This window comes from Methanobacterium alcaliphilum (genome assembly GCF_023227715.1).
Lineage (GTDB): Archaea > Methanobacteriota > Methanobacteria > Methanobacteriales > Methanobacteriaceae > Methanobacterium_E > Methanobacterium_E alcaliphilum.
The window spans coordinates 15,959-30,294 of sequence record NZ_JALKIF010000015.1; the positions used below are offsets into that span (position 1 = coordinate 15,959).

The window sequence follows — 14,336 nt, forward strand, 5'->3', positions numbered from 1 at the left end:
ATAATTAAAACAAATAGAATCCATTCCAACTAACAGGTGTGAAAATGAAAGCAGATGCAAAAAAGATTTCAAATGGAGTTTACTGGGTAGGTGTATTAGACTGGGATATTAGGAGTTATCACGGCTACACTTTAACTGGAACTACATATAATACTTATCTCGTTTTTGGTGAAGAAAAGGTGGCTTTAATTGATAATGGTTACCCTGGAACTTTCCCACAAATGTGGGGAAGAATTGAAAATGCTTTTGAAAAAGAAGGTAAGGATGTTAAAATCGATGTGATCATACAAAATCACATTGAAAAAGACCACAGCGGAACTCTCTTTGATATTCATAAAAAATTCCCTGACGCCGCCATATACTGTACTGATAAAGCAGCAAGTGGTCTAAAAGAACATTACAATTTCTTAAAAGAGATCTCAATGAAAACCGTGAAAACTGGAGATTATATCGATTTAGGCAGTAAACAAATGGTTTTTCTGGAAGCGCCTATGATTCACTGGCCAGATAGCATGTTCACCTTGCTTGTAGAAGACGGAATCCTGTTTTCCAATGACGCTTTCGGACAGCATTTGTGTTTAAGTGAACGATTTGACAATGAAATTCCTGAAAATATTTTAATGGAAGCTGCTCAAAAGTTTTTTGCTAATTTAGTTACACCATTATCTCCATTAGTACTTCGTAAGTTTGCAGAAGTCAAAGAGCTCGATCTTTTAGATAAAATAAAAATCATAGCACCATCTCATGGGCAGATATGGACGGATCCTATGAAAATTATCGGTGCTTATACTGATTGGGCTACTGGAAAATGTAAGGATAAAGTCACAATTATATATGACACCATGCATTCATCTACCCAAAAAATGTCCCATGCCATAGCTGAAGGAGTCATGTCTGAAGATGTGGAAGTGGTAATGTACTTTTTACACCAGGACGAACGTAGTGAAATTGTTAAGGATATTCTAGATAGTAAAGCCGTGCTATTTGGAAGTCCTACGATATTTAACGGACCTTTCCCAAGTTTAGGAGATATTATGTATTACTTGAGCGGGTTAAGTTTTGATAGAACTGGATTTAAACGATTATCTGTTGCATTTGGTTCAAAAGGTTGGGGTGGGGGTGCTACCCGAAAATTATCTGAAGAACTAAGCAAATGTGGTTTTGAAGTATTAGAAACCATTGATAGCAATTTTGTTCCAGGAAATGATGATTTAGATAAATGCTATGAGGTTGGTAAAACAATTGCTCAAAAAATAAAAGATATCTAAAAACTATAAAAAAATTTTAAGAGAGATTAATCTCTTAAAAAATCATTTTTTTGAATTTTTGATTTCAAGTGGGGTTGAAAAGGAGGGATTTTATGAAATCAATACAAATTGATAATGATTTAAAAAGTAAAAAGAAATTAGTTTTAGGGCTTTTCTGGCCGATCAGAAAAACAATTAAAACTGAAGGATGCGCACCAGTTCGTATTAAGCAAATAACCACGCCAAATAATACTTATCATCCTGAAGGTCGGAAATTACTGAAATTATCTGATGAAATCTTTGACGATGTGATTAATTCCATGCAGAATAATCAAGAGGTAGAATTTGAAATTTCTATGGGTAATGAACTAATTGAATTAAAGATTGGTGATGATTCATTTTCTATATCCACAACAAAGAGCCCGGAACTGGAAGAAGAAATTGTTGAAAAAATGGAACTAGAAATGCAGAGAGTAACCCCTGATTTCTGTCAGACTTTTGTGCCTAAAGTATTTCCACAAGACAGTACTAGATCTAAAAAGCTTTCAAACTAACTATTTATTATTATTTAATTTTATTTAAAAACCAGGTCATTACCTATAATGCTCTTTAATAATTCTCTAAACAATTTAAAATGGTTTCGGGGTAATTAGTTTGCAACTATAAATTAATTATAATAAAATCTTTTTGACAATATGAAAATTTAACATCCAGATTAATTAAAAAAAGTTATAATAAACTATTTATAGAACCTCTAACCCATCGATAAAATACATAGATAAATATTAGGTATATGAGGTGATTATATGGCACAATTAGGCGGACAAGGCCAACAAATTTTAATATTACCAGAAGGAACCGACCGATTTATGGGTCGAGATGCTCAAAGATTAAACATATTAGCTGGAAAAATCTTAGCAGAGACAATCAGGACGACATTAGGTCCTAAAGGAATGGACAAAATGTTAGTCGATTCTTTAGGAGATATAGTTGTAACCAATGACGGAGTTACCATCCTAAGAGAAATGGATATTGCTCACCCTGCTGCAAAGATGTTAGTAGAAGTAGCCAAAACCCAGGAAGATGAAGTGGGGGACGGAACTACCACTGCAGTCATTATTGCAGGAGAACTACTCAAAAAAGCTGAAGATTTATTAGAATTAGATGTGCACCCAACCATCATTGCGATGGGTTACAGACAAGCAGCATTAAAAGCTCAGGAAATTTTAGAGGGAATTACCATTGACGCTTCTGATAAAGAGACTCTTTTAAAAGTTGCCATGACTGCTATGACTGGTAAAGGATCAGAAAAGGCCAAAGAATCTTTAGCAGAACTCATTGTTGAATCTGTTATGCAGGTTGAAGAAGATGGAGTAGTTGAAAAAGATAATATCAACATCCAAAGAATCCAGGGCGCAACTGTAAATGAATCTAAAATAGTTAATGGTGTTGTTGTTGACAAATCCAGAGCAGACAATTCTATGCCTAAAAAGATAGAAAACGCTAAAATCGCTCTTTTAAAATACCCAATTGAAGTTAAAGATCTAGAAACTGATGCTAAAATCAAATTGACTGATCCTGCTCAAATGCAGGCTTTCTTAGACAATGAAGAACAGATGATCAAAGACATGGTTGATAAAATCGTTGCATCTGGCGCAAATGTTTTGATTTGTCAAAAAGGTATTGATGATTTAGCATTGCACTACCTATCCCGTGCTGGAATCTTTGCAATTAAAAGGGCTAAAAAATCCGACATGACCCGACTTGGAAAAGCTACTGGAGCCCAACTTGTCACCAATATTGATGATTTAACTACTGAAGACCTGGGAGAAGCAGGATCCATATATGAAAAAAAAATATTTGACGAAGTACTGACCTTTGTTGAAGAATGTAAAGATCCGAAAGCCGTTTCCATAATTCTACGAGGTAGTACCCGACATGTTGCTGAAGAAGTAGAAAGGGCATTAGAAGATGCAATAGGTGTAGTAGCTGCTACTTTGGAAGATAAAAAAGTAGTTATTGGTGGAGGAGCCCCAGAAATAGAAATTGCTAAAGGACTCAGAGATTATGCTGACTCTATCAGCGGAAGAGAACAATTAGCTGTTGCTGCTTTTTCAGAAGCATTAGAAATTGTCCCTAAAACTCTTGCTGAAAATGCAGGATTAGACAGCATCGATGCTATTGTCGACCTAAGAGCTGCTCACGAAACATCACCTTACATGGGATTAGATGTATTTAAAGGTGAAGTACTGGATATGAGAGACTCTGGTGTTGTTGAACCTGAAAGAGTTAAAAAACAAGCTATCCAGTCGGCTGCTGAAGCTGCAGAAATGATTCTGAGAATAGATGATATGATTGCTGCCAGTGGTGCTTTAGAAGCAACAGGCAGTGACGATATGGGTGGAATGCCTGGCGGTATGCCTGGTGGAATGCCTGGTGGAATGCCCCCAATGATGTAGAGAACTTAATCATTTAAAGTTCTTTATAATTCTCTTTTTTAATTTGACTAATTTTTTTTTAACTAATTAATAATCAAAAACTATTTTCGCTTTTTTCAAATATTATAAATTTAAATAAACTTAGGATTTATAATGATTAATTATATTTATCATGATTAATTATAGCAAAATATATATAGTAATTTTAACTTAGTTAATATCACTAAAAAAATTAGGGCGGTATAAAAAATGCTAAGAGATACCTCTGTCCTCATGGATGAAAAAAGAGTTTTCAAACCTAACTACCAGTTAGTAGAAGACGCACATGTTAAAAACTGGGAGGCGGAGCTGGAAAAAGGAAAAGACCTGGAAAAATACTGGTCCGAAAAAGCAGAACAATTTGAATGGTTTGAAAAATGGGATAAAGTCCTGGATGAAAGTAACAAACCATTCTACAAATGGTTTGTGAATGGAAAAATAAATTTAGCCTATAATGCAGTGGATCGATGGATCTCAACGGACAAAAGAAACCAGGTGGCAATTTTATACGTAAATGAAAGGGGAGAAGAAAAGAAACTAACCTATTATGAACTTTATAGAGAAGTAAATAAAATGGCAAATGCTTTGAAAAATTTAGGTATAAAAAAAGGAGACACTGTTTCAACATATTTGCCCATGTGCCCTGAACTTTTAATTTCCCTTCTGGCATGTACAAAAATAGGCGCCATTCACAGTGTGGTTTATTCAGGCCTTAGTGTTGGTGCTTTTGTAGAAAGAATGAATGACGCACGTGCCAAAGTTTTAATTACAGCCGATGGAACATATAGAAGGGGAAAAATCATTGACCTTAAAAAAATTGCTGATGAAGCAATACTGCAATGTCCCACTATAGAAACAATTGTAGTGGTAAATCATACTGGTCAAGCAATCGAAATTTCTGATTTAAGTGGAAGAGAAATATTTTACGAAAGATTAATAGAAGGCGAATCTGACGAATGTGCTCCCGAAAAAATGGATGCCGAAGACCCATTATTCATCCTTTATACTTCTGGAAGTACTGGTAAACCTAAAGGAGTTCTTCACACAACAGGCGGATACATGGTGGGTGTGGCTACTACATTAAGAAATGTATTTGATGTGCATAACGGAGATTTATGGTGGTGCACTGGAGATATTGGTTGGATAACAGGACACAGCTACGTTATCTATGGACCATTATTATTAGGTACAACAACATTAGTATATGAAGGAGCACCGGACTATCCCGATCCGGGAATATGGTGGAGAATTGTTGAAAAATATGGTGTAACCAAATTTTACACCGCACCGACTGCAATACGGCATTTAATGAGATTTGGAAACAAATACCCCAATATTTATAATTTATCCTCATTGAAGATTCTGGGGAGTGTTGGAGAACCAATTAACCCTGAAGCATGGATGTGGTACTATAAAAACGTGGGAAAAGAAAAAACTCCGATAATGGACACATGGTGGCAGACAGAAACAGGAATGCATATGATTGCACCACTGCCTGTGGCTCCCTTAAAACCCGGATCTGCAACTCGACCTCTGCCCGGTATTGATGCTGAGATCATTGACGAAAATGGAAACCAAGTTCCTCTAGGAAAAGGAGGATATTTGATAATAAAAAAACCATGGCCTGCAATGTTTAGAACATTATACGAAGATGAAGAAAGATTCCTTGATGTTTACTGGAAAAGTTTACCTGGTGGTGTTTATCGAGCAGGAGACGTAGCTCGAAAAGACGAAGATGGATATCTCTGGATACAAGGGCGTTCTGATGATGTATTAAAAATTGCCGGACATAGAGTAGGTACTTCTGAAGTTGAATCAGCATTTGTAGCCCATTCTGCAGTTGCAGAAGCAGCAGTAATTGGTAAATCCGACCCAATAAAAGGTCAGGTGATAAAAGCATTTTTAATTCTTAAAGAAGGCTATAAAATGAATACTGCCTTAATAGAAGATCTTAAAAAACATGTACGCTATGAGTTGGGTCCGGTTGCAGTTTTAGGAGAGATTGAACAGGTGGAAAAATTACCAAAAACTAGAAGTGGGAAAATTATGCGCCGAATACTCCGGGCTCAGGAAGAAGGAGACGATCTTGGTGATACATCAACTTTAGAAGAGTAATTGATTGAAATTAAGAAAATTTAAAAAGATAAAGATAGAAAATTAAAGATTTAGAATGATAATTGATAAATCAGGTGATTAAATGCCTACCGAAAATGAAAAAGCCATATCCCTAAAGGACATGACCGCAAACCCTGCTCCACTCGGTCTTTTAGGGTTCGGAATTACAACAGTGCTTCTTAACATACATAATGCCGGATTCTTCCCTATAAACAGTATGATACTGGCCATGGGATTTGCTTACGGTGGAATAGCCCAGATTATGGCTTGTGCAATGGAATATAAAAAAGGAAATACATTTGCAACAGTCGCCTTTGGTTCCTACGGATTATTCTGGTGGTCTCTAGTTTTACTGCTGGTTTTACCACAGGTGACATTTTTCAATACAGGAGGAACATCCGCATTGCAGGCAGCTGATGCAACATCTATGGCAGCTTATCTATTTATGTGGGGTGTTTTCACATTAGTAATGTTCATTGCAACCCTGAAGTTAAATAGAGGTTTACAAGTAATATTTATCTCTTTAGCTATTCTGTTCTTCCTATTAGCTCTGGGAGATATAACTGGAATTAAAGCCATAACTATAATCGCAGGATATGAAGGTATTTTTACAGGAGCTGCTGCGATGTATGTAGGATTAGCTGAAGTGATCAATGAAACCTATAAAAAAGATATTTTACCAATTTAACATACAATTAAAAATAAATTTGACGCCTCCATGTCAAAACGGTCCCAGAAAACATCCTGGTTAATTTATTTTAATCAGGATGAGGACCTTAATTTTTTTTTAAAATGATTCATTAAACTAATAAAGACACTAGTTATTTCCTATAAATAATTATTAGATTTTAAGTCCGCCTTAAATAAAAATAAAAATAATGATGAGATGAATATTAAATACGGAGGTGATCAAATCCATGATCCCTATGAAGGTATGTCAAAACCCAATGCATCTCATCAATATTATACTAATAGGTAGTGAAATATAAAAAGAAACCTTAAATGCACAAAAGCACAGAAGTGATATACTGATAATCAATTAAGTATTACTTAATTAATGGTTATTTAATTCTCTTTTAAAAAAAAATTGTATTTTTAAACCAAGATATTATCAAAATTAATTTTTATCATTGTTAAGTAGTTTATTTCCCTTCTTTAGTGCTAAATAACAATTTAAAATCAATACTATAGCCAACAGATAATAAATCCACACAGCAAGATCTGCAGGACTAGTTTCTACCCAGACAATAGTATAAGATAATCCTATGGAGTAAAATGCAGTGTACAGACCATCTTTAATTTTTTGGATAAAGTGAAGTAATTCCAATACAATGCCCAGGAAAAACATTTGTAATCCTACACCAATGAACCCCAATTCTAGAACAGCTGGGCCAAACATTGTTGCCGTGATAGACATATCTTTTTGAAAAACAATTTGACCTAAAACTAATCGAGGGTCTACAGATTTAAAAAAACCAGTGATTATATAATATGTTAAAAGTCCAGGATTTGGATTTTGCATACGCACAATGTAATCCAACACAGTAAGAGTATAACCTGCTCTTATGAAAACAAGACTAAGAGGATTTACATCCCATTGCTGCCATTCTATAGACAAACAAGCAATATAACCAATTATAAGGCCTAAAATTAGAATTATGGGAGTTAAAATTAAGAAATATCTAAACCTGCGGCCATTAGTATAAAAAGTAGTAATTAGAATACTTATGACAATAGCAAGTGTGGTGGCTCTGTATCCAGTGGCTGCAAATAAAATAGCCCCAAAAAATACTATTAAAAAATACCTTTTCCTGTAAAATTTTGCAATTAAAAAGTTAATGGCTGGCAAAAATATAATATACGAGATGATTGTTAAAGAATTAAATGCTTTAGCTTTTAAAAGACCGCTGAAAAGAGGAATCTCATTCATAAAATATAAATTCACTATCTGTAATAAAAGAGCCAGAAAAACAATTATAAGCATGAGTTTTTCAGTAAAATGATTATTATCAGAGATTACATCAAAAAAAGATCTTATGTTATTTTTAATATCATAATTTTTACTTATCCTTTTTTCAATAAGTTTTGCAATAAAAAAACCGATAATAAAACTTAGGATACCAAAAAATATGTATACATAAGTTAAGGATAGCACTGGTTTCAATCCACGCATTCTGAATTCAATTCCAACTACCGCCAGTGCAAGGAATGCCAATATTACAAAAATTATAATTAATGGAGAAAAGATGTCAATTCTACGAATATTCATAAAACCAATTTATATATTTATTATATAAATACCTTAATATATTGTTCATTTTTTACTCGTTTTAGTAAAAATATCTGTTAATTTTTTAATTAACACCATTAATCTGATTTTTAAAAATTTTGAAAAATAAGTATCTATAAACACTCTAATTTTATAATATCCCGACAAATAACTTATATCTCTTCAAAAAAGAGTTTTTATTGGGCAAATATTCATCATGATATGAAAAATAATATCATGAAAGTTTAATACTAATGAAAATCCATTTTAAAAAAAATCATATACCAACATTTTATATAATAATGAGAAATAATTATAATTATTATTCACAATAAATTGATTTATGAAATACAATATATCAATACTTATTAAAAGATTATACTTATCAAATTAAAAGCCAGGTGACTACCATGCTAACATCCGTTCAAAAGGAGATATTGCAAAGTTTAATAAATCTGTATCGTAATTCCCAGGGTAAATCCATAAAAGGTGAAGAAATTGCTGAAATAATGAATAGAAACCCCGGTACTATACGTAATCAGATGCAGTCTCTGCGTAGTTTAGGATTAGTAAAAGGTGTTCCCGGACCGAGAGGTGGTTATAAACCAACCATTGAAGCATACCACACTCTCAATATTTCTGCAACGGATAACGAAGCATTGGTTCATATTTATAAAGAAGGGGTTAAATTAGATGATGTTTCAGTAGCTAAAATTGAGTTTACCAGTATCCCCCATCCCGGAGAATGTGAAGCCGCGATAAAGGCCGTGGGAAATATAAAACAATTAGATTTAGGCGATCGAATTAGAGTAGGTCCCACCCCTGTGAATAAATTAGTTTTAAATGGAGTAGTTGTTGGTCGAGATGATATGGATAACATTTTACTTCTAGATACCACCGCAATTAGGAGCATACCTAAGAAAACTGTGATGGATGTGGCTACTCAAGATTTAATAACCTTAAATTATGATTTAACTATTAAAAGTGCTGCAAAAAAACTTTCAAACATGGGAATTGAAGGGGCACCTGTTCTAAAAGAGGGAAAAATTGCTGGAATTTTAACTTTAAGTGATATCACCCTTTCATTAGCAGAAGGTAAAGAAAATTCCAGAGTAGAAAATGTAATGTCCAAAAACATTATAACCGTAGACGAAGAAGTGATGATATCTGACGCCATTGAAATAATGAATAAACAAAAGATTGGTAGATTAATTGTAGTAGATATAGACGAGCATCCACAGGGAATTGTTACCAGAACTGATCTTTTAGACAAAATCGCAGGACTAAAATAAAACATTGGATTGTATATCCTCATAAATAAATTTAAAACAATAATTTTTATATCGTATCTAATTATTTTTATAGTATTAAATAAAATAACAGTTATATAAAAACAATCATGCTTTTTTTATAAAGTTTGAATAATATTCTTGATTAAGATTAATATATTAATTATTAAACTCCATTTTTCCCAATATTATCAGGAAGTGAAACTCTGAAAGTAAATCATATCAATATAACCCCTAATATGAAAATATTAGAATTAATTAACCAGTTAGGTGAAGCTGGAGTTCTTGGGGCAGGTAGAACATTTCGAGCCACCAAACTACTGGCTAAGATGATAAAAGACCCTGAAATGAAGATATTTCTTAGTGTAGCTGGTCCTATGGTACCCGGAGGAATGCGAAATATCATTTCTAAATTGATCAAAGATGGAGTTATAGATGTTTTAATAACCAGTGGCGCTAACATCACCCATGATTTATTAGAATCCTTCGGAGGACATCACTACAGAGATTGTGGTTTTGATGATGAGAAACTCCATGAACAGGGTATGGGTAGAATAGGGGATGTTTACACAAATTCAAATGATTTTGAAGTTTTTGAAAAAGAAATAACTAAAATACTAGAAAAAATATCCCAAGAAAAAAAAGTCACATCTATTCAAGAACTTGTTTACCAAATAGGTAGTCATATTGAAGATGACGAATCAATTATAAAAGCAGCACATGAAAAAAAGATCCCTATTTACGCCCCAGGTATCATTGATAGTATGTTGGGGTTACAATTGTGGATGTTTACTCAAACTAACAATCTCTGTTTGGATGCTTTAGCCGATATGCATCAGCTTTCAGACATAGTATTTGAATCTAAAAAAATTGGAGCCATACTTTTAGGTGGGGGAGTACCAAAACATTACGCTCTAGCATCAAGCCTTCTTAAAGGTGGAGTAGATGCTGCTATTCAAATAACCATGGATCGCAGCGAGACCGGTAGTTTAAGTGGAGCTCCCTTAGAAGAAGCTAAATCATGGGCTAAAGCAAGAGCAGGTTCAAATTTGGTGACAGTTATTGGAGATGCCACGATATTATTCCCCCTCATATTAGCAGGGGCATTAGATATGGCTGAAAATGATAAATAATTCATTAATTAAAAATTAATTAGATTTGAAACAATCCATAAATTATTTATTGAAATAAACTACAAAATCAGGAGTTAATAATGAATACATTTCTCATCCCATTGGGGTACGCATTATCTGGATTTTTAATGAAATTATCTGATGACGCCTTTGATGAAAAACAGGACAAGAAATTTGCCATGATTTCAGGCATCATTTGCGGTATTTTAATAGGTTTTCTTGTAGTAGAAAGTGTGGATGCTACTTACATTTTCTTTGGCATATTCTTAGGAACATTATTTTCAAGAAAAATCGATGGTATGCACCATATATTAACCATGATTGCATTTTTAGCCATAACATTCATTTTTGGAATTGGTGAAATTGAAATTTTACCGCTTCTCATTTGTTCATTATCTGCTTATTTAGATGAAATAGGGAATGATAATTTGAAAATTTCAGAAAAAAGCAGATATTTAGAATTTTTCTTTAGATATCGTTTTACCATGAAAATAGCTATTTTAATATTATCTCTACTTGGATTATGGGGAATAATAACAGGTAATGGAGTTTATGGGTTAAATGGATTAAGTCCCTGGACAATAGTTTATTTCATACTCTTTGAGATATCTTATGAATTAGCAGGCCATTTATTTGATGGAATCTATAATAGATTTCACAGCACCAGCAGGATCATCTGATTGATAAATAGAACGCCCCACAATTACTGCATCAGCAAAATTCAGCGTTTGACTGGCATCCCCCCCTTGTACACCCACTCCAGGAGATATCATGAATGAATCTTTACCAATAATATTTCTTATTTTACTCAATCTATCTAAACGGGTGGACGGAGCAACAAAATTTTTAACACCTAAATCCACACCCATATCTGCAATTTCCAAGGAAACTTCTTTTAAAAAAGTTTCTGCACCAGGATGCGACATTTCAGTTAGTAAAAAAATCTCTTTTTCTTTTTCATCAGCCACATTTAAACAGGCTGAAACACTATCCTCTCCAACAAAACCATGGGCTATCACTGCATCTGCACCAGCATTAAAAGTAGTTTTGCAAATTTTTTCATTAGTAGATGGAATATCAGCCACCTTAAAATCAGCAATAATCTTAAAATCAAAGTTTTCTTTAAATTTAGAGAAACAAGACAAACCAGCAGAGAGTGCTAAAGGATAACCTATTTTAATTGTATCTATAAAATGTGCTACCTCTTCAGTTACGGTGATTGCATGTTTTATATCCATAATATCCATGGCAAGTATGATTCTATTTTTCACTTTCATAATAAAAATTAGGATTTATACTTATATATAAGATAACTTTTTACTACTCTTATTCATGCTATCTTAACTGCAGAGAAAAAAAGAATTTTCATATCTTCCATTTTAAAAACCATTAATGTTTTGAAAATTGGGGACAGAATAGTATTTCTTAAAGACTTCTATTCAGTTTTAAAAATGAATATCCAATTACAACATACTTCATCCATTATTTTGTAAAAAATCATTACATGATTGGCAACTTCATAAAAACATTTATATATCGCAATCTTCAATTATTCTTTATTAAAAATAAAATTTACTTGATTTATTATTCTATAGCTGAATATTTTAAAAAAGTTTATATGTTGGCTAATGTTTAATTTATTCAAGTATGCTTTAAAAAAGATAAAGGTGAATTTAATGCATATCATGGAAGGATTTTTACCATGGCAATGGTGTCTACTTTGGTACATAGTAGCATTACCCGTTGTTGCTTATGGTGTCATACGAATTAAAAAGATTACAGAAGAAACCCCCGAATCAAAACCTCTTTTAGCAGTTTCAGGAGCATTCGTTTTTATATTGTCTTCTTTGAAACTACCTTCAGTCACAGGAAGTTGTTCACACCCTACTGGAAATGGTTTAGGTGCAGTATTATTTGGACCAGCAGTTGCCAGTGTTTTAGGAGCAATAGTTCTGGTTTTCCAAGCACTACTTTTAGCTCATGGTGGAATAACTACTCTCGGTGCTAATATAGTCTCCATGGGTATTGTTGGACCATTTGCAGCATGGTTGATATACAAAGGTTCTCAGAAAATAGGTCTGAGTGCTTCTATAGGAATATTTTTCGCTGCTGCAGGAGGAGATTTATTAACTTACGTTACTACTGCTATCCAGCTATCACTAGCCTTCCCACTTCCTACATTTGGAGCTGCATTTTCAAATTTCATGACCATCTTTGCAGTCACCCAGATACCCCTAGCTATTGCAGAAGGTTTATTAACAGTAGTAATATTCGAGTACATCATGAAACTAAGACCAGATATTTTAGAAAAATTAAAAGTTATTGGTCCCAAAGTTAAAGAAACTGTAAAGGCGGTGGCCTAATGGTGGATAAAAGAGCCATAATTTTACTTTCTTTAGTAGCCATAATTACTATTATCCCCCTAGTCATGTATAATGGCGTTGGAGAGGATGAAGGATACTTTGGAGGGGCGGATGGTGCCGCCGGAGATGCAATTGAAGAAACTGGTTATGAACCGTGGTTTAATTCTTTTTGGGAGCCACCGAGTGGTGAAATAGAAAGTTTGTTGTTTGCTCTTCAAGCAGCCATTGGTGCTATAATAATCGGATACGTTTTCGGTTACTACAATGGCCAGGCAAAAGAAAGAAAAAGACAAGAAAAATAATCAATGCAAGGTATTAATGGTGAAAATTATGTTTGGGAATACCCTAGACAATTATGCTCATTCAAACAAACTCAAAGGAACTAATGTTTATTTCAAAGTATTGTTTGCCGTTTCAACAATGTTAGTGAGTTTAATTTCAACTTCACCCATAGTACCTATTTTCATAACTTTATTAATATCTTTTTTAATTATATTTAAAGCTGAAATTCCCTGGAAATTTTATTTAAAGTTTTTAACAATACCTTTTACTTTCGGATTTTTAACCTTTATTTTCATGGCAATTTTCTTTGGTACAGGAGAACCTATTTTAGAATTAGGAATATTCAACCTTGCAATTAGTGCCGATGGATTCGAACTCGGATTACTTGTTTTCACAAGGATTATGGGTGGGTTTTCTTGTATGGCATTTTTATCATTGACTACTCCTATGACTGAACTTTTTTCTGTTCTTGAATCCTTCAAAATTCCAAAAGTAGTTATAGAAATAGCAATGATGATGTACAGGTACATTTTTGTGTTTATTGGTGAAGGAATAAATATGTACCATGCACAAGAAACTAGATTAGGTTATCAAAGTTTTAAAAACGCGTATAAATCTATGGGAATATTAGCCAGTAACTTATTCATTAGAAGCTGGGTAAAAGGGGAACAAGTATATATTTCCATGGAATCCAGAGGATATAATGGATCATTACATATTAATAATTACCAAAATAATATAGAAACAAAAAATCTGATTCTTTTAGTCTGTTTTGAATCTCTTTTATTATTAGGCGTTTATTTAAGTGGAAATATTAGGTTATTTTAATTTTTATAACCATACTCAATATCATCAAAATTTAATTATTTATTTTAATATAATTCCCTATTTAAGAAAATGTTTTAAATAACCATATCTGCTATTTTTAGTACCTAATTAGAAAAAACTCATAAAAAGTTATACCCATAATAAATCCAAAAACAAAAATAACTAGCTTAAGTGGAGCTTAATAAAACAATAGAAGTTATAACTATCAAAAGTCGTTTATAGCATATTTATGAATTAAATGAATAAATAAAATTAAAAATTATTAATACTTCCAAAAAGCAGATATCCCATAATATTTAAACCATAGTTATAATTTAATCAAATTCAAGCATC

Annotated in this window: 13 protein-coding genes; 11 read left to right on the plus strand and 2 right to left on the minus strand. The window is 33.0% G+C overall.

All coding sequences use genetic code 11. The annotated features are described in order from the left end of the window. Positions 1 to 44: 44 nt before the first annotated feature. The 5 genes from MXE27_RS10545 (at position 45) to MXE27_RS10565 (ending at position 6,527) form a co-directional block, all read left to right on the plus strand. Complete coding sequence (locus MXE27_RS10545) at positions 45 to 1,268, plus strand: FprA family A-type flavoprotein (protein WP_248612401.1); 1,224 nt, start codon at positions 45 to 47, stop codon at positions 1,266 to 1,268. 92 nt (positions 1,269 to 1,360) lie between these two features. Continuing rightward, entirely contained in the window at positions 1,361 to 1,801 is a 441-nt protein-coding gene (locus MXE27_RS10550) for a hypothetical protein (RefSeq protein WP_248612402.1), read from the plus strand. A gap of 252 nt (positions 1,802 to 2,053) precedes the next feature. After that, on the plus strand, positions 2,054 to 3,706 hold the full coding sequence (gene thsA / locus MXE27_RS10555; RefSeq protein WP_248612403.1) for a thermosome subunit alpha: 1,653 nt from the start codon (positions 2,054 to 2,056) through the stop codon (positions 3,704 to 3,706). A gap of 228 nt (positions 3,707 to 3,934) precedes the next feature. Next, positions 3,935 to 5,839: an acetate--CoA ligase gene (gene acs / locus MXE27_RS10560; RefSeq protein WP_248612404.1), complete on the plus strand. Its 1,905-nt coding sequence runs from the start codon at positions 3,935 to 3,937 to the stop codon at positions 5,837 to 5,839. A gap of 82 nt (positions 5,840 to 5,921) precedes the next feature. After that, the gene (locus MXE27_RS10565) at positions 5,922 to 6,527 is read left to right on the plus strand and encodes an acetate uptake transporter (protein WP_248612405.1); all 606 of its coding nucleotides are present in this window, start codon (positions 5,922 to 5,924) and stop codon (positions 6,525 to 6,527) included. A gap of 429 nt (positions 6,528 to 6,956) precedes the next feature. On the opposite strand, the gene MXE27_RS10570 is transcribed toward MXE27_RS10565, so the two are convergent. After that, positions 6,957 to 8,108, minus strand: coding sequence for an oligosaccharide repeat unit polymerase family protein (locus tag MXE27_RS10570; protein WP_248612406.1), 1,152 nt, complete (start codon positions 8,106 to 8,108; stop codon positions 6,957 to 6,959). Positions 8,109 to 8,518: 410 nt separating this feature from the next. On the opposite strand from MXE27_RS10570, the gene MXE27_RS10575 reads away from it, so the two are divergent. The 3 genes from MXE27_RS10575 to MXE27_RS10585 all read left to right on the plus strand — a co-directional run bounded on the left by MXE27_RS10575 (position 8,519) and on the right by MXE27_RS10585 (position 11,210). Next, entirely contained in the window at positions 8,519 to 9,400 is an 882-nt protein-coding gene (locus MXE27_RS10575) for a CBS domain-containing protein (protein ID WP_248612407.1), read from the plus strand. A gap of 203 nt (positions 9,401 to 9,603) precedes the next feature. Beyond that, positions 9,604 to 10,530 (plus strand): deoxyhypusine synthase, encoded by a 927-nt coding sequence (locus MXE27_RS10580; protein ID WP_282731777.1) that lies wholly within the window; start codon positions 9,604 to 9,606, stop codon positions 10,528 to 10,530. Positions 10,531 to 10,610: 80 nt separating this feature from the next. Further along, the gene (locus tag MXE27_RS10585) at positions 10,611 to 11,210 is read left to right on the plus strand and encodes a hypothetical protein (RefSeq protein WP_248612409.1); all 600 of its coding nucleotides are present in this window, start codon (positions 10,611 to 10,613) and stop codon (positions 11,208 to 11,210) included. On the opposite strand, the gene pyrF is transcribed toward MXE27_RS10585, so the two are convergent. Next, positions 11,160 to 11,807, minus strand: a complete 648-nt coding sequence (gene pyrF, locus MXE27_RS10590) for an orotidine-5'-phosphate decarboxylase (protein WP_248612410.1) — start codon at positions 11,805 to 11,807, stop codon at positions 11,160 to 11,162. The genes MXE27_RS10585 and pyrF overlap by 51 nt on opposite strands. Positions 11,808 to 12,206: 399 nt before the next feature. On the opposite strand from pyrF, the gene cbiM reads away from it, so the two are divergent. From cbiM to cbiQ, 3 genes are read left to right on the plus strand one after another with little or no spacing between them, the layout of a single operon-like run. After that, on the plus strand, positions 12,207 to 12,893 hold the full coding sequence (gene cbiM / locus MXE27_RS10595; RefSeq protein ID WP_248612411.1) for a cobalt ECF transporter S component CbiM: 687 nt from the start codon (positions 12,207 to 12,209) through the stop codon (positions 12,891 to 12,893). After that, complete coding sequence (locus MXE27_RS10600; RefSeq protein WP_248612412.1) at positions 12,893 to 13,195, plus strand: energy-coupling factor ABC transporter substrate-binding protein; 303 nt, start codon at positions 12,893 to 12,895, stop codon at positions 13,193 to 13,195. The genes cbiM and MXE27_RS10600 overlap by 1 nt, the downstream gene beginning before the upstream one ends. 28 nt (positions 13,196 to 13,223) lie before the next feature. After that, the gene (cbiQ, locus tag MXE27_RS10605) at positions 13,224 to 14,003 is read left to right on the plus strand and encodes a cobalt ECF transporter T component CbiQ (RefSeq protein WP_248612413.1); all 780 of its coding nucleotides are present in this window, start codon (positions 13,224 to 13,226) and stop codon (positions 14,001 to 14,003) included. Positions 14,004 to 14,336: the final 333 nt, after the last annotated feature.

Excerpts from the sequence above, each read along its gene's own strand:
- MXE27_RS10545 (WP_248612401.1), top strand. The coding sequence starts at position 45 with ATGAAAGCAGATGCAAAAAAGATTTCAAATGGAGTTTACTGGGTAGGT.
- MXE27_RS10550 (WP_248612402.1), top strand. The coding sequence starts at position 1,361 with ATGAAATCAATACAAATTGATAATGATTTAAAAAGTAAAAAGAAATTA.
- thsA (WP_248612403.1), top strand. The coding sequence starts at position 2,054 with ATGGCACAATTAGGCGGACAAGGCCAACAAATTTTAATATTACCAGAA.
- acs (WP_248612404.1), top strand. The coding sequence starts at position 3,935 with ATGCTAAGAGATACCTCTGTCCTCATGGATGAAAAAAGAGTTTTCAAA.
- MXE27_RS10565 (WP_248612405.1), top strand. The coding sequence starts at position 5,922 with ATGCCTACCGAAAATGAAAAAGCCATATCCCTAAAGGACATGACCGCA.
- MXE27_RS10570 (WP_248612406.1), bottom strand. The coding sequence starts at position 8,108 with ATGAATATTCGTAGAATTGACATCTTTTCTCCATTAATTATAATTTTT.
- MXE27_RS10575 (WP_248612407.1), top strand. The coding sequence starts at position 8,519 with ATGCTAACATCCGTTCAAAAGGAGATATTGCAAAGTTTAATAAATCTG.
- MXE27_RS10585 (WP_248612409.1), top strand. The coding sequence starts at position 10,611 with ATGAATACATTTCTCATCCCATTGGGGTACGCATTATCTGGATTTTTA.
- pyrF (WP_248612410.1), bottom strand. The coding sequence starts at position 11,807 with ATGAAAGTGAAAAATAGAATCATACTTGCCATGGATATTATGGATATA.
- cbiM (WP_248612411.1), top strand. The coding sequence starts at position 12,207 with ATGCATATCATGGAAGGATTTTTACCATGGCAATGGTGTCTACTTTGG.
- MXE27_RS10600 (WP_248612412.1), top strand. The coding sequence starts at position 12,893 with ATGGTGGATAAAAGAGCCATAATTTTACTTTCTTTAGTAGCCATAATT.
- cbiQ (WP_248612413.1), top strand. The coding sequence starts at position 13,224 with ATGTTTGGGAATACCCTAGACAATTATGCTCATTCAAACAAACTCAAA.